Origin of the sequence: Psychrobacter sp. 16-MNA-CIBAN-0192, assembly GCF_040309565.1 — a bacterium.
Classification (GTDB): domain Bacteria; phylum Pseudomonadota; class Gammaproteobacteria; order Pseudomonadales; family Moraxellaceae; genus Psychrobacter.
This window is the reverse complement of sequence record NZ_JBEOOX010000327.1, coordinates 1-266: the sequence shown is the minus strand read 5'-3', so window position 1 is coordinate 266 and position 266 is coordinate 1. Positions and strand designations below refer to the sequence as shown.

1 protein-coding gene is annotated in these 266 nt (G+C 41.4%); it reads right to left on the bottom strand.

The genetic code is table 11. The annotated features are described in order from the left end of the window. The coding region (locus tag AAEY78_RS13430) for a Na+/H+ antiporter NhaC family protein (RefSeq protein ID WP_352339813.1) at positions 1 to 251 on the bottom strand (251 nt) is incomplete at its 3' end. Between the last annotated feature and the right edge of the window lie 15 nt (positions 252 to 266).

Below are 266 nucleotides of genomic sequence, written 5' to 3'. Positions count from 1 at the left end.
GAGCTACCTATACCCATGGTAATAAACAATCCAACTAATAAAATAACCGCTGCCGCAATGGGTTTATTCCCAGCAAATAACTCTGCTCCACTGTGTACTAAACTAGCCACATGACCTGTTGCTTGCATAACAGCTGCAAACCCTTGAGCAGAAATCATTATAAAACCAATCATTGCCATCATAGCGACGCCTTTACTAAATACGTCGCCATTATCTTCCCATTTAACGATGCCGAAAACGCTAAAAATCATTACACCCACTAAGCC